The sequence below is a fragment of the Clostridium sp. AM34-9AC genome, from assembly GCF_003480225.1.
In the GTDB taxonomy this organism is placed as follows: Bacteria; Bacillota; Clostridia; order Lachnospirales; family Lachnospiraceae; genus Acetatifactor; species Acetatifactor acetigignens.
Map to the genome: position 1 here is coordinate 1 of NZ_QUIU01000007.1, position 17,482 is coordinate 17,482.

The 17,482-nt window shown below is 48.5% G+C and carries 16 protein-coding genes; 4 read left to right on the forward strand and 12 right to left on the reverse strand.

The genetic code is table 11. The annotated features are described in order from the left end of the window. Positions 1-40 precede the first annotated feature (40 nt). The 3 genes from DW835_RS05605 to DW835_RS05620 all read right to left on the reverse strand — a co-directional run bounded on the left by DW835_RS05605 (position 41) and on the right by DW835_RS05620 (position 1,908). On the reverse strand, positions 41-466 hold the full coding sequence (locus DW835_RS05605; protein ID WP_118668269.1) for a hypothetical protein: 426 nt from the start codon (positions 464-466) through the stop codon (positions 41-43). A gap of 54 nt (positions 467-520) precedes the next feature. Continuing rightward, entirely contained in the window at positions 521-1,249 is a 729-nt protein-coding gene (locus tag DW835_RS05610) for a 4Fe-4S binding protein (protein WP_118502844.1), read from the reverse strand. A gap of 335 nt (positions 1,250-1,584) precedes the next feature. After that, a complete protein-coding gene (locus DW835_RS05620) occupies positions 1,585-1,908 on the reverse strand; it encodes a cupin domain-containing protein (protein WP_118538123.1) in 324 nt (107 codons plus the stop codon). A 141-nt stretch (positions 1,909-2,049) separates the two neighbouring features. Between DW835_RS05620 and DW835_RS05625 the strand changes: the two genes are divergently transcribed. Beyond that, on the forward strand, positions 2,050-2,697 hold the full coding sequence (locus DW835_RS05625; protein WP_118730814.1) for a Crp/Fnr family transcriptional regulator: 648 nt from the start codon (positions 2,050-2,052) through the stop codon (positions 2,695-2,697). Here DW835_RS05625 and DW835_RS05630 read toward each other — a convergent pair. The 3 genes from DW835_RS05630 to DW835_RS05640 form a co-directional block, all read right to left on the reverse strand. Continuing rightward, positions 2,694-3,320 carry a flavin reductase gene (locus DW835_RS05630; protein WP_117465071.1) on the reverse strand — a complete coding sequence of 209 codons (627 nt, stop codon included), beginning with the start codon at positions 3,318-3,320 and terminating at the stop codon, positions 2,694-2,696. The two genes, DW835_RS05625 and DW835_RS05630, sit on opposite strands and share 4 nt — an antisense overlap. Before the next feature lie 213 nt (positions 3,321-3,533). Then, positions 3,534-5,192 carry a transglutaminase domain-containing protein gene (locus DW835_RS05635; RefSeq protein WP_118730815.1) on the reverse strand — a complete coding sequence of 553 codons (1,659 nt, stop codon included), beginning with the start codon at positions 5,190-5,192 and terminating at the stop codon, positions 3,534-3,536. Positions 5,193-5,264: 72 nt separating this feature from the next. Beyond that, on the reverse strand, positions 5,265-6,545 hold the full coding sequence (locus DW835_RS05640) for a putative glycoside hydrolase (RefSeq protein ID WP_118502851.1): 1,281 nt from the start codon (positions 6,543-6,545) through the stop codon (positions 5,265-5,267). A gap of 292 nt (positions 6,546-6,837) precedes the next feature. On the opposite strand from DW835_RS05640, the gene DW835_RS05645 reads away from it, so the two are divergent. Continuing rightward, a complete protein-coding gene (locus tag DW835_RS05645) occupies positions 6,838-7,569 on the forward strand; it encodes an HAD family hydrolase (protein WP_182427037.1) in 732 nt (243 codons plus the stop codon). A 114-nt stretch (positions 7,570-7,683) separates the two neighbouring features. Here DW835_RS05645 and DW835_RS05650 read toward each other — a convergent pair whose 3' ends face one another. The 3 genes from DW835_RS05650 to DW835_RS05660 all read right to left on the reverse strand — a co-directional run bounded on the left by DW835_RS05650 (position 7,684) and on the right by DW835_RS05660 (position 10,890). After that, positions 7,684-8,670 carry a Gfo/Idh/MocA family oxidoreductase gene (locus tag DW835_RS05650; RefSeq protein WP_118730816.1) on the reverse strand — a complete coding sequence of 329 codons (987 nt, stop codon included), beginning with the start codon at positions 8,668-8,670 and terminating at the stop codon, positions 7,684-7,686. Between the two features lies 1 nt (position 8,671). Continuing rightward, complete coding sequence (locus DW835_RS05655; RefSeq protein WP_243037061.1) at positions 8,672-9,823, reverse strand: GGDEF domain-containing protein; 1,152 nt, start codon at positions 9,821-9,823, stop codon at positions 8,672-8,674. 149 nt (positions 9,824-9,972) lie between these two features. Further along, positions 9,973-10,890, reverse strand: a complete 918-nt coding sequence (locus DW835_RS05660) for an AraC family transcriptional regulator (RefSeq protein ID WP_182430254.1) — start codon at positions 10,888-10,890, stop codon at positions 9,973-9,975. Between the two features lie 186 nt (positions 10,891-11,076). Between DW835_RS05660 and uxuA the strand changes: the two genes are divergently transcribed. Together uxuA and DW835_RS05670 are read left to right on the forward strand one after the other, a co-directional pair. Next, on the forward strand, positions 11,077-12,150 hold the full coding sequence (gene uxuA / locus DW835_RS05665; RefSeq protein WP_022313440.1) for a mannonate dehydratase: 1,074 nt from the start codon (positions 11,077-11,079) through the stop codon (positions 12,148-12,150). Positions 12,151-12,194: 44 nt separating this feature from the next. Then, complete coding sequence (locus DW835_RS05670) at positions 12,195-13,826, forward strand: mannitol dehydrogenase family protein (RefSeq protein WP_118730817.1); 1,632 nt, start codon at positions 12,195-12,197, stop codon at positions 13,824-13,826. A gap of 9 nt (positions 13,827-13,835) precedes the next feature. Here DW835_RS05670 and DW835_RS05675 read toward each other — a convergent pair whose 3' ends face one another. From DW835_RS05675 to DW835_RS05685, 3 genes are all read right to left on the reverse strand, one after another. After that, positions 13,836-14,108, reverse strand: a complete 273-nt coding sequence (locus tag DW835_RS05675; protein ID WP_022313442.1) for a DUF6171 family protein — start codon at positions 14,106-14,108, stop codon at positions 13,836-13,838. Between the two features lie 15 nt (positions 14,109-14,123). Further along, positions 14,124-15,632 carry an alpha-L-arabinofuranosidase C-terminal domain-containing protein gene (locus tag DW835_RS05680; protein ID WP_118730850.1) on the reverse strand — a complete coding sequence of 503 codons (1,509 nt, stop codon included), beginning with the start codon at positions 15,630-15,632 and terminating at the stop codon, positions 14,124-14,126. 519 nt (positions 15,633-16,151) lie between these two features. Next, complete coding sequence (locus tag DW835_RS05685; protein ID WP_118502862.1) at positions 16,152-17,462, reverse strand: glycosyl hydrolase family 28 protein; 1,311 nt, start codon at positions 17,460-17,462, stop codon at positions 16,152-16,154. Positions 17,463-17,482: the final 20 nt, after the last annotated feature.

A 17,482-nucleotide genomic window follows, 5' to 3' on the forward strand; every position in this document is an offset into this window, starting at 1 on the left:
CCCTGCCAAGGGCTACGGGATTATTTCGCTAACTCTCAATTTATTGAATCAAATCATAGCACATAATCTTCTGCTGTATCTGCGCATAAGCCTTCGGCTCCAGATCATAGCCCAGATAGGCAATTCCCTGATACACTGTTTCCGGAATGAGCTCCGATGAACTCATTTTTTTACAAATAGCCTCAATCAGATCCCGCTTTGCCGCGATGATCTTCACATCTGCTGCGTAAAATTGCGCCATATCGTAATCTGAAGTATTGCCACAGGGGTTGAGACAGTTAGCGCAGTCCGGTGCAATGGCGAATTTCTCCGCATGAATCTTCTGGACTGTCTCTTCTTCGCTATCGCCGTCTGTCAACCGCAGAAATGCTTCCCGGACCACACTGTCCGTCCGCTCTGTTTTGCCATTATTAGACATGGCTCCCACCAGCCCGATCAGGGCGCTGATGATTCTGTCTCCCTGCATTTTCCTACAAACCTCCATTTTTCAGATGCCTGCTTTCCGTACAGGCAATCCTGATTATTCCATAATTTCTCCGTCAATGGAGATGGTCACTACCTGCCAGGGCAGGAACTTTCCGCTGTCCTGTATAGCCTTCTTTGCCGCCATTTCCAGTCCTCCGCAGCAGGGCACTTCCATGCGCACGATGGTCACGGACTGAATGTCGTTGTTCCGCAGAATCTCCGTCAGCTTCTCGCTGTAATTCACTGCATCCAGCTTCGGACAGCCGATCAGCGTCACTTTGCCGCGAATGAATTCCTTATGAAAATTCGCATATGCATAAGCGGTACAATCTGCCGCGATGAGCAGTTTTGCCCCGTCAAAATACGGTGCCTGCAAAGGTGCCAGTTTGATCTGGACCGGCCAGTTACACAACTGGGATTTCATTGTCGCACTACTCTCTGCCACAATTTCTGCGTTCTCCGTCCGGTTCATCTGACGCATTCTGCTTCCTGGGCATCCTCCATGGGGAATCTGCATACCTTCCCGTTGCATCTTTTCCTGTTGTTTCAGCTGCTGTGCCTGCTTTACTGCCGCCTCATCATAGGCCGGCGCCTCCCGCTCTTCGAAGGTGATGGCTCCCGTGGGACACCCCGGCAAGCAGTCACCGAAGCCGTCGCAGAAATGCTCCCTGACCAATTTTGCCTTGCCATCAATAATATCTATGGCACCTTCATGACATGCTGTGGCACAAATACCGCAGCCATTGCATTTTTCTTCATCAATATGAATGATTTTTCGAATCATGTTGCCTCCTTAATTTTGCTGTTCTCTTTGTCTCTTCGAATACCATAACAGACTTAAGCCGGTTGTTATGTTGTTTTTCCAACAAAATCATTATTTTCTTCGCATACAAAATCATCTTCTCCACCGCCCTGCGATTAATCGTAAGCAGCGCTTCTACTTCCAGCTTATGACCAATGGCCTCATAAAAAGAACCGATAGTGAACCAGTCCAACCTATGGGCACCATCATGTTCTCGCCTAGCTCCAGCGCTAAAATTCTGAACACAAAGGGCAAAAAAATACCGCCTGCATGAATATTAGTTCCACACAAGCGGTATATACAGCACGACTTATAATTTAGAAAGATACGGTCAGCTGCATCTTGAATCTCTCTTCACCGTATACTGCGTGAGGAATATCCTTGGGCATGATCAGTGTCTCGCCCTCTTCCACATAGAATACCTCATCGCCCACGGTAAATCTGCCCTTGCCTTCCAGAACGGTCACCATGGCATCTCCGCCTGCTGCATGGGTAGATATCTCCTCGCCCTTGTCAAAGGAAAAGATTGTCATGCTCACATAATCGTTCTGTACCAGAGTCTTGCTGACTACCTGGCCCTCCTGGTATTCCACCAGCTCCTTCAGAGTTAATTTGGTCTGCTTGTCGATATTTTTATACATCGTTGTCCATCCTTTCTTAAACACATCGTTATTGTGCCTGCCCGGCATGCTCCCACCAGAGCTCTCCTTGACTTTCTGAGGTGATTATACTAGAATCATCCCATCAAGTATGTTGATTTTCCAACAAAAGGAGAATTCATTATGACTAGCACTCTTTTTCAAAATATTTTACCCGAAGATATCCCTGTTATGCTGAAGCGTCTGAATGCCTATACAAAATCCTATCGTAAGGATGAATATATCAAACATGCCGGAGATCCCGCGGATTTTATCGGCATCATTGAGACTGGCTCCATCCATGTTTTGCAGGACGATTACTACGGCAACCGCAATATCACAGCCTCCATCTCCCGTGATTCTCTGTTCGGCGAGGCTTTTGCCTGTGCAGGAATTCCATATCTTCCCGTGGATATTGTGGCAGCAGAGGACTGTACAGTGATGTTCCTAAATGGGAAAACACTGTTAAACACCTGCGACAACAGCTGCACTTTCCATCATACCCTGATACGCAATCTCCTAGGAATCGTAGCGCAGAAAAATATGTATCTGAATCAGAAGATCAAATATATCTCCCGTAAGACCACCCGGGAAAAACTGATGGCCTATCTTATCGATCAGGCAAAATTGAAAAGGAGCAACGATTTTACCATCCCTTTCAACCGGCAGGAGCTGGCGGATTATCTCGGGGTAGAAAGAAGCGCCATGTCCGCAGAGCTGGGCAAGCTCACAAAGCTTGGCATCCTCCGGACACAGCGCAGTCATTTCACCTTATTAAAACCACTGGATTAATTTTTGATCACCTTTTCAAAATCGGAAGCTGGGTGTTTGCACAGCGGACAGATAAAATCTTCCGGCAGTTCCTCGCCCACGTATTCGTAACCGCAGATGGTGCAGCGCCATACCGTCTGGCCGTCTGCGGTTTTTCCCACTTCCTCCGGCTTCGGCTTTACCTCTTCTTGATAGTACTCATAGTTTGCCGATGGCTCCTCGCTTAACACTTCCATCTCTGTCACTTCACCAATGAACATGGTGTGGGATCCCAGATCCACGGTCTGACTGACCTTTACCGCCAGATAAGCATTTGTGCCTTCTATGATGTAGGGCACGCCATTCTCCGCATTTTTATACGCTGTGTAGTCTGCGAATTTGTCCACTTCCCGGCCGGATTGGAAACCAAAGCGCTGATATAGAGGGAATAGTGCTGTCTTACTAAGCACCGATACGTTGAACACGCCGGTCTTTAACACCATATCATGGGTATAATTTGCCTTATTGATGCATATGCAGAGCTGATTCGGAGTGGATGCCGCCTGAATCGCAGTATTGACGATACAACCGTTTGCTTTCTCTCCATCTTTCGTCGTTACGATATATAATCCATAACTTAATTTGTGCATTGCCTTCTTATTCATTATATTCTCTCCTTTTCTCCTTCAGCCTGTTTCGCTTCCTTTTTAGTATCTCTTATCTACCATATTTTATTTGCTTAACATTTCTTATTTTCTTTATCCTGATGATAACACAGTTGGAATTATCTGTCAATAATATTAGTAATGATTCTTATTTTTATTTCTATGATTTAAAAACACCGATACCTTTCGATACCAGTGTTTCTTATCTGTTTCCTAATAGGTCACAACGTTATGATACACTCTGTAATATCCGTCTCCGATATCCACCAGCTGCAGCTGTATTGCAAAATACTCCATACCGAGATTTTTCAACACATCCACCACATATCCCTGCTCGTAGGCTCCGGTATGATAGGATTGCTCAATGGTACTCCACAGGCTCTTAGGCACAACATTGTCAAAATGCTGGTCACCACTTCCCAGGCCGGTCAGCTGCTTCCTGCAGTCTTCATAATAGGAACTTAAATCCGTCAGCGCATCGGCTCTGGGCTCCGGCGTAGCGGCAGCTGTGGTATTGCCTGCAGAGCCTGCGGTATTGCCGGAGGGATAACGCAACGGCTCCTGAGGATCCGGATTGATATAATCACTGAGAGAGCTGCCAGGCTGCTCCGGTTCCTGCGTACCGTCTCCCTGCTGTCCGGGATCTGTAACGCTCCCGTCTGTCTGACCGCCGGAGGGCGTGGTGCCTGCGTCCGGATCCGGTGTGGCTCCGCCTGCTTCAGACGGCTGACCGGTACCCGCTGCCCCTGTGGTATTTTCCTGTCTGTAAGCGGTACCGTTGCAGGCCGGCAGATACACCGACAGATTCTGTCTTACATGGGTGGAGGCAAAATCTGCATCCGTCTTGTTAAAATAGTCATATCGGATGGCCGCTGCGTCATCCCAGGTCACATCCACATTGTAATAACCATCCTCCAGCTTTACGATATTCCAGGCATGATCCCCACCGGAATAACCGGTGCAGTAATAACAGGGAATTCCCAGCTGCTGTAACAGATACTGATAAGCTCTGGCATAACCGGCACACACGCTCTTCCCATTCACCAGTGCACTGTAAGCACTCTGGTTCATATCCGCTGTCAGATCATAGGTCACTGCCGATGCCAGTGCATCATGCACATATTTCTCTTTTTCATAATTGCTGTCAAGGGACGCTGCCCCGGTAATCAGATTCTGTGCCGCCGCATCAAATCTTTGCTTTGCGCTCTCCAGATCATCTGCCGTACTGTTATATTTTAAATCGATCTCCACGCATTGCCCGTTGGTCAGATATTTGCTGGAATAACCCGTCTCCAGCCAGAACATTTCCGGATGATCACCGATCACCGCCTCAAACGCTGTCTTTACATCACTGGCAGACACGGTCTTCTCCGGTGCAAACTTTTCCGTCAGGTTCTGTGCGTTGGCATAAATCTGCCGGTATACGGACTGCTGATTCTCCGACAACATCTGATAATACGGATACTCCTCTGCGGAAAATGACAGCCCCTCTCCCGTTTCTCCGGAACCTAATGTTTCCTTCAGATTCTGTGCTTCCTGATCCGGAATCTGCTGTTCTTCCGGCTGCACGGGAGTAAATCCTGTCCTGCCGCTGACATCCTCCGGAATCTGCATCTGATCCATGGACGGCGCCACGTAGCCGTTCATTTCCCCCGGCATACCATTAGGAAGCGTCACACTGATATTTCCATTCCCGGAAGTCTGTCCTTCCCCGGTCTCTTCGGTCCCAAGGGGTATATCCACTGTATTGCCATACAGTTTCTGCGCCAGAGAACTGGTCATATTGGGGTTCAATGCGAATACCAGGATTCCGCCACACAACAGCAGACACAACACTGCAATTCCTATCATGATCTTATTGACTACTTTCATCTTATGCTCCTATCAGACCGGGCTCCTGGCCTGTGCTCCTGCCCGGATTTGTTATAAAGCCAGCTTCTGCCGCTATTGCTTCTCTTCTCCTGCGGCAAGTAATCCATCCGGAGAATAGCGGTTCGTTGCATTCCACAAGATCCATTCTTCATATCCCGCATCGTAGACTGCCTGGATCTGTTCTCTGATCTGTGTTCCGTTGTAGGAAATATGTCCCGGAACCCAGGTTGCGGTAAATGCCTGCAGCCATGGCCGTACTACAGCCCTCTCCGCTTCCGGAATCTCCTGCAATTCTTCTGCAGACCCCTGCATGGCGGCCGATACCGTTTCGTAAGGATGGGCATCCGGCACCTTCAGACCAAACACACCGTTAGCATAATGAGAGGGATATACCATAGGGCTGATGGCATCCACTGTCTGTCCCAGTGCCGTGTAATCCTGCCCTACGGTCTGCACATCCGTCTCGCTGCCGATAATAGTGCCGAAGACATCTGCCGTGACCACACAGCCCTTTTCGTGAAGTCTGTCTCCCGCATAGGAGAGAAAATCCTGTATAGCCTGCCGCTTCGGATAGGCTTCCATATCCACACCGTAATCTGCCGCATCGGCATCCGAACCTACCGGGAATCGCACATAATCATACTGGATCTCATCAAAACCCAGATCTGCCGCCATCTCCGCAAGCTCTGTCAGATATTCCCAGACCTCCTGCCTGTAGGGATTTACCCAGGCCAGTCCATTGGCATCTGTCACCGGCTTACCGTCCGGCTTCGTCAGTGCCAGTTCCGGCTGTGCCGCCGCCAGAATGGGATCCTTAAAGCATACGATCCGCGCAATGGTATATATATTATGATCTTTCAATTCCTGCATCATTGTCTGAATGTCCCGGATGTAACGTATTCCGGCCTGCATTTCGGATATCCGGTCCAGCACGGGAATGTCCTGTGGAATCTCCTCATTAGTCAGCCGGAACGTCAAATTTCCCTCGTCGTTTTTCACGTCGATGACCATGGCATTCAGTTCCGTCTCATCCACCAGGCGGATCAGATCTTCCATTCCGCCACTGCCAGCCTTCGGGCCGGTGACGTAGATTCCCTTTACCTTCGTCCGTCCCGCCATGCGGTCCGCCGTAGTCTGCTCTGCATCTCCGGCGGCATCCCCATCCGTGACATCCGGTGCATTCTCCCCGGTGGCAGCCTCTTCTGTGAAATCCACCGTGGCCATTACTTCTATTCCTGTCTCTTCCGTCCCTGTCAGAGATAATTCATTGTCTGTTCCACAGCCGGTCATGCCTAGTATAAGTACAATCCCTGCTGCCAGAAGTCTCTTCCCCGGACCAGTATTTCGTATCATCGGTACTCTCCCTGCATACCGCCGGTCGCTCCTGTTTTCTTTATCCAGCGGTACAAAAGCTTCATAATTTCATGGTTCTGAATAGTTCCGTCGGAGTCAAAAGGTCTTTCACCCACTTATGAGCAAGCTCGTGTGAGCTTAGACCTTTTAACCCTGGTATCATTATATTTTTAATTGTTGAAAAATGCAAGAAATGCTATACTATATCTATCGGCTCTGCCTCCGCTTGAGAAAAGAGCCGTCCTGATTTTCCCTGGAATAAGGTTTTTCACCACAAGAAATGAGGTCTTCCATGTATCATAATTTTATCTTTGATCTCTACGGCACCTTAGTAGACATCCACACTAATGAAAATAAAACTTCCCTCTGGAAAAGGCTTGCGCTGTTCTATTCCTTCCAGGGTGCTTCCTATACGGGGAGGGAACTGAGGAACAGATATCGCCAGCTGGAAACGGCTGCCCGCAAGGTTCCCTCATCTTACACCTGTCCGGAGATCTGCGCCGCAGATATTTTTCGAACTCTTTATGTCGAAAAAGGGATCCAACCCACAGAGGCTCTTCTGACCGCTACCGGTCAGTTCTTCCGGATCGAATCCCTCAATATTTTACAATGCTATCCCGCCACGATCGGCACACTGCAGCAGCTCCATGCAAAAGGCTGTGGGATCTACCTCCTGTCCAATGCCCAGCGGATCTTCACCGAATACGAGCTGCGCTCGCTGGGACTCTGGGATCTGTTCGACGGTATCCTTATCTCCTCTGACGAGGGGTGCTGCAAGCCGGATCCCGCTTTTTTTCAGATCCTGTTTGACCGCTACGGATTAGATTTCACCACCTGTCTGATGACCGGCAACGAACGCACCAGTGATCTGGCAGGTGCTATAGCTGCGGGGATCGACTGCTGTTACCTGCACACCGCCACCTCTTCCGGTTCCGCAGATGAGCCACCAAAAAAAGCCCGCTTTACAGTTATGGATGGTGACTCTTATGCGCTGCAAAAACTTCTTCTAAGTTTAGCGAGATAAGATAAAGCACCCGGAAGTCAGCTTTCCCGGGTGTTTTTTCATCCATACAAAGGCTGCCACACAGATCACCACAGAGATCATGGAGCCTGTCAGGAACTGCATCAGGGCTGCTCCTCAGATTTTTTCCGTGGCATGCTCTTCCTCTGGATAAGTCAGTCCCCAGTCTTTTCGGATCCGGGTCATCATTTTCATAACATCCTCGGTAAGCTCAAGCTTCATTAATTCCGGATGTCCGGCGATGGCCTGTTCCATATCCTCCACCTCGTATCCCAGTGCGTCTGCCGTAGCTCCCGCCACAATTTCCTCGGTGTGTCCGTCTTCCGTGTACGTGATCACTGCTTTCTGCCCTCTGGGATACTCATACATTTCCACGTAAGCCTTGTCAAAAGAGATCATGCCCCGTTTGGGCTGCTTGGCATGCAGGGACAATGTGACCGTTGCCATCTCCTGCTCCCGGTTCATCAGAAGTATTCCCGCCTGCTCGTCCACACCGGTAGGTGCAATCTTCACCTGCGAAGTAATCTGATCCGGGCAGGAATTTAAGAACATTCTGACAAAGGAAAGGGCATACACACCGATGTCCAGCAGTGCTCCTCCGGCCAGATTCCGGTTGAAGAACCGGTTCTTCATATCGTATTCCTTATAACTTCCGAAATTCATCTGTATCACACGCAATTCTCCGAATTTTCCGGCATCCATGCGTTTTTTCAACTCCTTATAAATCGGCATATGATAGATAGTCATAGCTTCCGCCAGCACCACACCATGCTCCTTCGCCAGCTGCACTGCCTCTTCCAGTTCTTCGGAATTCAGCGTAATGGATTTTTCGCACAGCACATGCTTGCCGGCTGCCAGCGCTTTCCGCAGAAAGTGAATGTGAGTGTTATGAGGTGTGGAAATATAAATGATATCCACCGCAGGATCCGCACATACATCCTGAAAGCTCGTAAACACCTTCTGCACACCGTATTTTTCCGCAAAGGCCACTGCCTTCTCCTGTGTCCGGTTCACGACACCATACAGCTTCTGTCCTCTTTTTTCCATAGCCTGCGCCAGCTCATTTGCAATGACACCGCAGCCTGCACTTACCCAGTTTGCCATCCTATTTTCTGCATTCCTTTCCACGCGTCTTATTCTCATACATCTTTGCATCCGCTTCATTGATGATCTTACGGACATCCATACCACAGCCTTCTGCCCAGCCCACAGCACTGGAGAACGGCATCTCGCCCTGACTGTTTTTCTCCTGCAATGCAGCACTGACAGACTCTACCATTGACTCGATCTCTGTTTCTACCGGATTCTCTATCAGCATGACGAACTCATCTCCACCCACACGATAAACCTTCCTCCTGTCAGTGGATAATTCATATAATACGGAAGACAACGTCTGGATCAGCACATCCCCTGCAGCATGTCCATATTGGTCGTTAACATATTTCAGATTATTCACATCCCAGAAAATGGCAGCCAGTCTGTCAACCCCCAGATAATAGTCAGCAATCATTTCCTCATATTTGTTCTTATTATACACATGGGTTCCCAGATCAGTCTCCTTACGATATGTCAGGTCGGCAATCCTCTGTGCATCCTCGTGGCTGGTAATGCTGATATACCGCAAAATAAAGGTAAATGCCAGAAGGATCACTGCCCGTGGCAAGGCTCCGTAGAACAAAATGGTAAATACAGGATCAGGTTCCAGACTAAACTGCAGTGTTCCTGCCCCCCACTGCTCCATATACCAGTCTCTGGTATGATTACTGCCAAGCAGAAGATTCAGATCACAGATTCCATGATAAAACCCTGCCAGCATACTCAGTGTCATAGTCACATCATTCACGACATAAGTAACCCACAGTGTCATCCTTTCCCGGTACTGTACCGCCAAAAGCAACGGCAACACATAGATAAGCACCGCATGGAATGACAAAAATGCCGCAATGACTGCCGATATCATACAGATCAGTGTCAAAAACACATACTTTACCCAATGCTTTGACAGATCCACCTTTTTATAAATGTATAAAACAGGAATTCCCATCACCGCCGACACCCCTGCTGCCATGGTAAAGATTCTGGAATCCACAATAAAGATTCTCACTAATGTCAACAGCCAGAGGAGCAGAATAGTCACAAAAATCCAGAAAAAGCCTTTTAGTGTGTGTATATTTGAGTTGATCTCCTGCTGGTGTAATTCTTTTTTATACTTTTCCTGATAATTTTCCATCATAACATCCCTATGTTCTTCTATCATTTGTTCTCTTCATTCAGTGCTCAGCGCATAACAGATACAGTATAACATATTATGATATTTTTTGCATTAAATGAGCTTACTTAACATAATTAAAATCCTATTTTTCCACATTCTGTTTCATGCTGCCGGTGCCCCGGCAATCGACCTCTTTACTGGGAAATAATCAAGCTGCGGTTATTTTCCCGGTACTCTTTTGGGGAAATGCCATAGATTTTCCGGAAATTCCGCAGGAAAGAGGAGTAATCCGCAAAGCCGGTCTGCTGCCAGCTCTCAGTAATGTTCTTCCCCTCCGCCATGGCCTGGCAGGCGGAAATGATCCGCTTGTTCACAATAAAGTTATGCACCGTCATGCCGGTGATCTCCTTGAATTTCCGCAGAAAATGATACTTACTCATGTGCACGGCCTCCGCCACTTCCTCCACTGTGATCTCCTGGCTGAGATGGGTCTCGATGTAGCCGGTCACCTGCTCCACCAGAGGATGATCCACGATCTCCTGTGTGGAAGACAAATATTCCTCCCGTTTACACAACACATTCAGATACCCAAAAAACAGGCTCAAATTGCCTCTGTCCATGACCTTACGGATTCCGCAGTTCTGGACATCATCCCCCTCTAAGATCTCCGACATAGCAAGCTTTAGCAGAAATCCACGCAAAATTTCCTCATAATAAATGGGGAAATGATACAGTTTCGGCCCCGCTCCCCAGAAGCATTCTGCAAGAAACGGCTCTCCCGCCGCCAGCTCCCGCAGCATCTGATCACTGATCCACAAAATGATCCGGCGGGACGAATCCATTTTCTTCTCCGTGGGATGATATTTGTGCATGACATTTTTATCGATCAGCAGGAAATCTCCCTTCCGCATCCGCACCGCCCGGTCCTCGATCAGGGAAGAAAATTCCCCCTCTATAATATAGATCAGCTCATAAAAATCATGATAATGGAACGACACCGCTCCGACAGGCTCCCCTACCTTCTCATAGACCTCATAGTCACCGCTCAACATATATTGCCGTTCGTCCGCCGCATCCCGGCAGCGCAGGCTGCTTTTTCTGTTCACGACCATCCATTTTCTCTCCTGTATCATTCTGTTCAGTTTTTATTTTCCATGGTTTATATCCCCTGTCTTACTATATAGCAATTTTTGCACTATTTCAAGCAATTCATGCAGTTTTAATGCATTTACCATTCTGTTATGCTTAAGACAGCAAAAAACGAAACCAAAGCATTCCCTACAAGGAGGATTTCTATTATGCAAATGACATTACGCTGGTATGGCAGCAAGTACGACACGGTTACCTTAAAACAGATCCGTCAGATTCCCGGTGTCACCGGAGTCATCTCCACTCTCTACGGCACCGCTCCCGGAGAAGTCTGGGAAATGGATGACATCCTGGCCCTAAAGACTGAGATTGAAGCTGCCGGCTTACAACTGGCCGGTATCGAGAGTGTCAACATTCACGATGCCATCAAGATCGGTTCTCCCGACCGTGAACAATATATAGAGAATTATATCACTACCCTGGAGCGGCTCGGCCAGGCAGGCATCCATATGGTATGCTACAATTTCATGCCGGTCTTTGACTGGACACGCACCGAACTTGCCAGAATGCGTCCCGACGGTTCTACAGTCCTTGCTTACAACCAGGCTGCTGTAGACGCTATTGATCCGGCCAAAATGTTCGAATCCATTGCCGGCGATATGAACGGCACTGTAATGCCCGGCTGGGAGCCTGAGCGTATGGCTCATGTCAAAGAACTGTTCGAAATGTACAAAGATGTGGATGATGAAAAGCTTTTTGCCAACCTGAAATATTTTCTGGAGCGTATCATGCCCACCTGTGATAAATACAACATTAACATGGCGATCCACCCTGACGATCCTGCGTGGAGTGTTTTCGGACTGCCCCGTATCATCATCAACAAGCAGAATATCCTGCGTATGATGAAGATGGTGGATAACCCTCACAATGGCGTTACCTTTTGTTCCGGTTCCTACGGCACCAACCTGGAAAATGATCTGCCAGATATGATCCGCTCCCTGAAAGGCCGCATTCATTTCGCCCATGTCAGAAACCTGAAGTTCAACTCTCCTACTGATTTTGAGGAGGCTGCACATCTGTCCAGCGATGGAACCTTCGATATGTACGAGATCATGCTGGCTCTTTATGATATTGGTTTTGACGGTCCCATCCGTCCCGATCACGGACGTATGATCTGGGATGAAGTGGCCATGCCCGGATACGGACTGTACGACAGAGCTTTAGGCGCCACCTATTTAAACGGTCTGTGGGAAGCTATCGAGAAGTCCCATAAGCAGAAATAACCATCGCACCTGAAAACTCATAAATCAGTTTGGAGGAAACCATTATGGAACTTACCTTAAAAAGTCTTCATGACGACCGGGACGCATTTCTCGCTGCCGGTTATCATCTGCCGGAATTCGATTACGATACCGTTCATAAAAACACCGTGGAACATCCCCACTGGATCCACTTCGGTGCCGGCAATATCTTCCGTGCCTTTCAGGCCAACGTAGCACAGAATCTGTTAAACAGCGGCGTTCTGGATACCGGTCTCATCGCAGCGGAAGGCTATGACTACGAGATCATTGAAAAAAGCTACCGTCCCCACGACAATTTAAGCATTCTCGCCACCTTAAAGGCCGACAACACCGTGGAAAAGACCATCGTAGGCAGCATCATGGAGTCTCTAATCCTGGACAGTAAAAACGAAGCAGAATACGCACGTCTCCGGGAGATTTTTAAAAATCCTTCTCTCCAGATGGCCAGCTTTACCATCACTGAAAAAGGCTATGCTACCGCCAATGCCAAAGGAGAATTCTTCCCCGCAGTAGCCGCTGACTTCGAAAAAGGTCCCGAAGCCCCCGAAAGCTACCTGGGCAAGGTAGTCTCCCTGCTTTATACCAGATACACTCACGGAGCGCTCCCCATTGCCATGGTCAGCATGGACAACTGCTCCCATAACGGTGACAAATTATATGCCGCTGTCAATGCGTTCGCCAAGGCATGGACCGACAACGGACTGGTGGAAGCCGGCTTCTTAGGCTACGTCAATGACCAGACGAAAGTCACCTTCCCCTGGAGCATGATCGACAAGATCACCCCCAGACCTGATGCCAAAGTAGAAGCTATGCTGGCCGAGGATCATATCGGCGGTCTGGATGCCGTAGTTACTTCCAAAAACACCTATATCGCTCCCTTTGTCAATGCGGAAGAATGCGAATACCTGGTCATTGAAGATGCTTTTCCGAACGGTAAGCCCGCACTGGACAAAGGCGGCATCATCTTCACCGACAGAGCGACCGTAGACAAAGTGGAGAAAATGAAGGTATGTACCTGCCTGAATCCTCTGCACACCGCACTGGCCATCTATGGCTGCCTTTTGGGATATACCCTGATCTCCGAAGAGATGAAGAACCCGTTATTGAAAAATATGGTGGAAGTCATCGGTTACAAAGAAGGACTTCCCGTAGTGGTAAATCCCGGCATCCTGGATCCGAAGAAATTCATTGACGAAGTGGTGAATGTGAGGATCCCCAATCCCTTCCTGCCGGATTCTCCCCAGAGAATCGCTACCGATACCTCCCAGAAGCTTTCCATCCGCTTCGGCGAGACCATCAAAGCTTACGAAGCTTCTCCAGACCTGCATACGGAAGACCTGAAGCTGATTCCTCTGGTCTATGCCGGATGGCTCCGGTATCTCATGGGAATCGATGATGAGGGCAGAGAATTTACGCCCAGCTCCGACCCCCTGTTAGAGGAAGCCCGTCAGTACGTTGCAGACTACGAACTTAGTTTCTCTCCCAAGGATCTGTCAAAGCTGGACGCATTACTTGCCAATGAGAAAATATTCGGTGTGAACCTCCACGCCATCGGCATGGATACTCTGGTAAAACAGTATTTTGCAGAATTAAGCTCCGGTGTGGGGGCCGTGGCTACAGCCCTGAAAAAATATGTTCCTGAGAAGGTAACCCTTTGATCTTAGAAGTTACCACTTCTCATAAGGACACCGGTTGACGGCGATTACAGCCCTCAGTTCCACAAAGCAGCCACAGGCACCGCACAGGCCCTCATTCAGATATTTGCATTCCTTACATACAGCAAGGCGGTCTTCATAGACCGCCTTATCTGCTTTACTATCCTCTTCGATCCTGTCTATGTAGGCATACAGATTCTCCATATAGGCATTCTTGTCCATTTCCCGCAACAGACATTTCCGACAGGAATATTTTATTGTTTCTCTTATTTGTTCTTCTTCCATAACTGTTCTTATCGCTTATTTTATCCGGAACATAACGACACTGCATGCCGGCATGGTAAAGGTGATCCTGCCATCTGCGATCTTATACTCCGTAAATACTTCTTCGTGTACCTTATCGGGATCCTCAAAGGTGTTGTAAGCATGCATATCATTGGTTAGTATCGCAGCGGTCACGTGCTTTGGATCACACTCTGCGAAAGCGATCTCCACCTCTTCTGCCTTATCAATGGACAGGTTGTTCAGGGTGATGGTCACAACACCGTCCTTATCCACGGAAGCGGATTCCTGTAAATGGGGAACCTTGAACTTTTCATCTTCACCGATCTGTTCCACACCATCGATATAGCTTTCCACCAGATCCGCATCCTGATGGTATTTGTACATATGGAATACATGGTAAGTCGGGGTACGCAGCATCTTCGGTCCCTCGGTCAGGATCACTGCCTGCAGTACGTTGATAAGCTGTGCGATGTTTGCCATCTTCACACGGTCACAGTGCTTGTTGAAAATATTTAAAGACAGTCCGGCCACCAGAGCATCACGCATGGTACTCTGCTGGTATAAAAATCCGGGATTCGTGCCGGGCTCCACATCATACCAGGTGCCCCACTCATCGCAGATCAGTCCGATCTTCTTCTCAGGATCATATTTGTCCATGATCGTAGAATGCTTATGAATCAGTTCATCCAGCTTAAAAGCCTTTGCCAGCGTCTTATACCATGCTGCATCGTCGAAGTCCAGTGAACTTCCCTTGTGAGACCAGTCATCCTCCGGCAGTGTATAGTAATGCAGGGAAAGTCCGTCCATAAAGCCATGCATCCATTCCGGTGCATTTTCAAAACAGGTCTTCAGCACATTTTCAGTCCAATAAGTATCTCCCGCATTGGGGCCGCAACAGACTTTGAAAATCGGGTGCTTCTGATCATAATTTCTCACATAGGTCTGGTATCTGCGGTACAGATTGCCATAGTAGGATGGGGTCATATTGCCGCCGCATCCCCAGTTTTCGTTACCGACACCGAAGTAATCCACCTTCCATGCTTTCTCTCTGCCGTTTTTTCTACGCAGGTCTGCCATAGGAGATACCCCGTCGAAAGTCATGTACTCTACCCACTCGGACATCTCCTGTACGGTACCGCTTCCCACATTGCCATTGATGTAGGTCTTACAACCGATCTGTTCACACAGTTCGAAGAACTCATGGGTACCGAAGCTGTTGTCCTCGGTCACACCACCCCAATGAGTGTTTATCATTTTCTTGCGGTTCTCCTTCGGGCCGATGCCGTCCTTCCAATGGTATTCGTCTGCGAAGCACCCACCGGGCCAGCGCAGTACCGGAAGCTTCATCTCCTTCAGGGCTGCCACCACATCATTACGCATGCCTTTGGTATTGGGGATCTCGGAATCCTCTCCTACATACAGTCCCTCATAAATACATCTTCCCAGATGCTCAGAGAAATTGCCGTAAAGTTCCGGATTGATATGTCCCTTTTTGTTCTTTTCGTTAATATAAACCTTTGCCATATTGATCCTTTCTGTGGCAGGCATCCGTTTCCTACCACTGTTGCGGCATCACGCCATTCCGTCGCAGTGCGATTCCTGCAGAGCGTTCATTATAAAATATAAAAGATGCCAGGGTCAAAAGGTCTAAGCCCACATGAGCTTGCTCATAGGTGGGTGAAAGACCTTAGGACCCGCCCCGATATGAGCATAAAAGTGGGATGATAACCCCACGATATGCGAATATTGGGTAGGATTGTGGGAGTGCGTAGCACGGAACAATCCGTAGGCATCAAAGTCGGGGGCTTTTGACCCCGACATCATATAAAAGAGAATTGCATAAAGCAATCCACAACTGAGATTATTTTAGCAAAGAAGGTGATGCCTTCCAAGAGGAAAATGAAATTTATAAACATTTTTTGAAAAACGCCCCCGTGCAATCATACGATGTGGATAACTTTCTGAATTTTCAAAAAAGTGTTCAAAAAATATTTTTCCAAAATGGCAGGCACTAAAGTAAATTTACCTTTCGATGCTGGTTCATTATTGAAAGCCCTTCACTTCATGCCAGCTCTCCGCAGGCTCCGTACTTTCTTCCACCTGTACATTCTCATATACTACACTTCTTAACTTGTCTTCCGAAAAGTTATCCACTCTTGCCCTGATCCGCAGATCCTGCAGGGTAAAATCGGAAAGCAGATACTGGCTCTCATCCGGCATCACATCAAAAAAGGTATCACAGATGCAGTCACAGTCCTTCATCGTGATGTGATCTGCATAAGACAGCGGCCTGTCCTTCCGATCCTTCAGATCATAATACTGGGTCCAGGGATAAATCTTGAGGAACTCCTTTACCCGGCCTTCGATCTGCTCCACCGTGATATATTCATAGTGCTGCGGGGTGTCCGGCCGCATTTTCAGCCACAACAGTCTCGCTGCCCCCTTGATCTGAATCCTGCGCATGATGATATTGCGGTTATGTACTGATTCCGAACCACAGGTGAGACACCCATGGCAGAAGCCATAGACACAATCCTCCACCAGAATCCGCTCATTGGAGCCGTTCTCCGGCTGGCTGTCCGCCCAGGGGCCCTTACCGCCCTTCAGCACCACAGAGTCGTCATTGACTTCCATATAACAGCCTTTCACCAACACATCCGTACACGCATCGATATCAATGGCATCCGTACTGGGTGCCGCAACAGGACCTGCCGGGGAATAAATATGGCAGTTCAAGTATTTTACATGGTCACATTTATAAATATGTGTGGTCCAGAAATGGGAATTCTGTAAATTCAGACCGGCGATCCGCACATTTCTGCAGTTGGACAGATAGACCAGCCGGGGTCTCTGACCATCCTTGTTGGTGCCGTTACTCCATTTCCAGCGCAGCCAGCAGGCTTTCCAGGTCTTAAGTCCGTTACCGTCAATAGTGCCCGGTCCGCACATGGTAAATCCATTCAGACCGTCCGCATTGATCAGTGCCGTAAAATACAGGCAGGTCTCTCCCTCGATCCGGGTCTCGGCCAGATCATAATCCGAGATATCATCGCTGCCCTTTAACGTCGCACCGGCGGAAACATAGAGATTCACTCCCTGTTTGAAATAAAGTGCTCCCGTCAGATAGGTTCCCGGCGGCACCACCAGGACACCACCGCCCTCTTCTGCCGCCAGGTCGATCACCTTCTGGATCTCTTTGGTATAAACTTTTCCGTCGTCCCAGATCCCGTACTCTGTGAGGACATAGGGTCTGCCCAGTTCCTCAAGCTCCGGCATCCCTATATCATAAAACCAGTCATCTATGGGAGTTCCGTCCGGGAAATATTCCGTAGGTCTTTCTTTTTCGTTATGCATTCTCTGCCTCCTTTGCGTTC